Source organism: Nocardioides sp. SYSU D00065 (assembly GCF_017916425.1).
Taxonomy (GTDB): Bacteria; Actinomycetota; Actinomycetes; order Propionibacteriales; family Nocardioidaceae; genus Nocardioides.
This window is the reverse complement of the sequence record NZ_JAFMSX010000006.1, coordinates 2,916-5,555: the sequence shown is the minus strand read 5'-3', so window position 1 is coordinate 5,555 and position 2,640 is coordinate 2,916. Positions and strand designations below refer to the sequence as shown.

Annotated in this window: 2 rRNA genes (1 of these 2 cut by a window edge); both read right to left on the bottom strand. The window is 55.9% G+C overall.

Annotation, left to right across the window (positions count from 1 at the left end):
• Positions 1-7: 7 nt before the first annotated feature.
• Positions 8-125 (bottom strand): 5S ribosomal RNA (rrf, locus tag J3P41_RS18360).
• A 125-nt stretch (positions 126-250) separates the two neighbouring features.
• Positions 251-2,640: ribosomal RNA gene (locus tag J3P41_RS18355) — 23S ribosomal RNA — on the bottom strand (it continues 840 nt past the right edge of the window).

The following is a 2,640-nucleotide window of genomic DNA, read 5'->3' as shown; positions in this document are numbered from 1 at the left end:
AAGGTATGTCCGGCGGCGTCCTACTCTCCCACAACCTCTCGGTTGCAGTACCATCGGCGCTGAAAGGCTTAACTTCCGGGTTCGGTATGGGACCGGGTGTTTCCCGTTTCGCTATGGCCGCCGTAACTTTGTCAACCCTCACAAACCTGTGGGTTTGTTGGTTGGGAACTGCGTAGTGGACGCGAACATCTTGTGTTCGTTTGCGCGTGTGGCACAAGCCTGCACTCGTGTGTGTGGTCTTGTACGTGGTTGGGACAAGCCCTCGGCCTATTAGTACCGGTCGGCTGGGCATTACTGCTGTACACCTCCGGCCTATCAACCCCATGTTCTGTGGGGGGCCTTACCCCATTATTGGGTGGGAAACCTCATCTTGAAACGTGCTTCCCGCTTAGATGCATTCAGCGGTTATCACTTCCGAACGTAGCCAACCAGCCGTGCCCCTGGCGGGACAACTGGCACACCAGAGGTTCGTCCATCCCGGTCCTCTCGTACTAGGGACAGCCTTTCTCAAGTTTCCTGCGCGCGCGGCGGATAGGGACCGAACTGTCTCACGACGTTCTAAACCCAGCTCGCGTGCCGCTTTAATGGGCGAACAGCCCAACCCTTGGGACCTACTCCAGCCCCAGGATGCGACGAGCCGACATCGAGGTGCCAAACCATCCCGTCGATATGGACTCTTGGGGAAGATCAGCCTGTTATCCCCGGGGTACCTTTTATCCGTTGAGTGACCACGCTTCCACATGCCGTGGCCAGATCACTAGTTCCGACTTTCGTCCCTGCTCGACATGTCTGTCTCACAGTCAAGCTCCCTTGTGCACTTACACTCGCCACCTGATTGCCAACCAGGCTGAGGGAACCTTTGAGCGCCTCCGTTACATTTTAGGAGGCAACCGCCCCAGTTAAACTACCCATCAGGCACTGTCCCTGATCCGGATAACGGACCTAGGTTAGACATCTAGTACGACCAGAGTGGTATTTCAACGTTGACTCCACCCCCACTGGCGTGAGGGTTTCACAGTCTCCCACCTATCCTACACAAGCCGTACCAAACACCAATACCAAACTATAGTAAAGGTCCCGGGGTCTTTCCGTCCTGCCGCGCGTAACGAGCATCTTTACTCGTAGTGCAATTTCGCCGAGTCCATGGTTGAGACAGTGGGAAAGTCGTTACTCCATTCGTGCAGGTCGGAACTTACCCGACAAGGAATTTCGCTACCTTAGGATGGTTATAGTTACCACCGCCGTTTACTGGGGCTTAAATTCTCAGCTTCGACCACAAGTGGTCTAACCGGTCCTCTTAACCTTCCAGCACCGGGCAGGAGTCAGTCCGTATACATCGTCTTACAACTTCGCACGGACCTGTGTTTTTAGTAAACAGTCGCTTTCCCCTGGTCTCTGCGGCCATCACCGCTTCCCCCAGCAAGTGGGTTCACGGATCCGGCCCCCCTTCTCCCGAAGTTACGGGGGCATTTTGCCGAGTTCCTTAACCATGGTTGTCTCGATCGCCTTAGTATTCTCTACTTGATCACCTGAGTCGGTTTGGGGTACGGGCGGCTCGTTGCTCGCTAGAGGTTTTTCTCGACAGCATAGGATCACCCACTTCGCCAATAAGGCTCCGCGTCACGTCTCAGACTCCACACTGAAGTGGATGGTGCGGATTTGCCTACACCACGTCCTACACGCTTGCCCACAGACAACCATCGCTGTGGCTGGGCTACCTTCCTGTGTCACCCCATCGCTTGACTACTACCAGCTCGGGTCCCACGCTCCGCCCACCAGCCTCGCCCCGAAGGGTCCGGTCCGATGGGTTTCGGGTGGTTAGCATCACCGGGTTCGTCATGGGCGCAACTTCGCCGGTACGGGAATATCAACCCGTTGTCCATCGACTACGCCTGTCGGCCTCGCCTTAGGTCCCGACTTACCCAGGGCAGATTAGCTTGACCCTGGAACCCTTGATCATTCGGCGCACGGGTTTCTCACCCGTGATTCGCTACTCATGCCTGCATTCTCACTCGTGTGGCCTCCACGCCTGGATCACTCCGACGCTTCACTGCCCACACGACGCTCCCCTACCCATCCAGCGCACTGAACACCGATCAAGTCGATGCTGATGTATTCGCTGAATGCCATAGCTTCGGCGGATGACTTGAGCCCCGCTACATTGTCGGCGCGGAATCACTTGACCAGTGAGCTATTACGCACTCTTTCAAGGGTGGCTGCTTCCAAGCCAACCTCCTGGTTGTCAATGCGACTCCACATCCTTTTCCACTTAGTCACCGCTTAGGGGCCTTAGCTGATGGTCTGGGCTGTTTCCCTCTCGACTACGGAGCTTATCCCCCGCAGTCTCACTGCTGCGCTCTCACTTACCGGCATTCGGAGTTTGGCTAACGTCAGTAACCTGGTAGGGCCCATCGGCTATCCAGTGCTCTACCTCCGGCAAGAAACACGCAACGCTGCACCTAAATGCATTTCGGGGAGAACCAGCTATCACGAAGTTTGATTGGCCTTTCACCCCTATCCACAGGTCATCCCCTCAGTTTTCAACCTAAGTGGGTTCGGTCCTCCACGTCGTCTTACCGACGCTTCAACCTGCCCATGGATAGATCACTTCGCTTCGGGTCTTGAGCGCGCTACTGAATC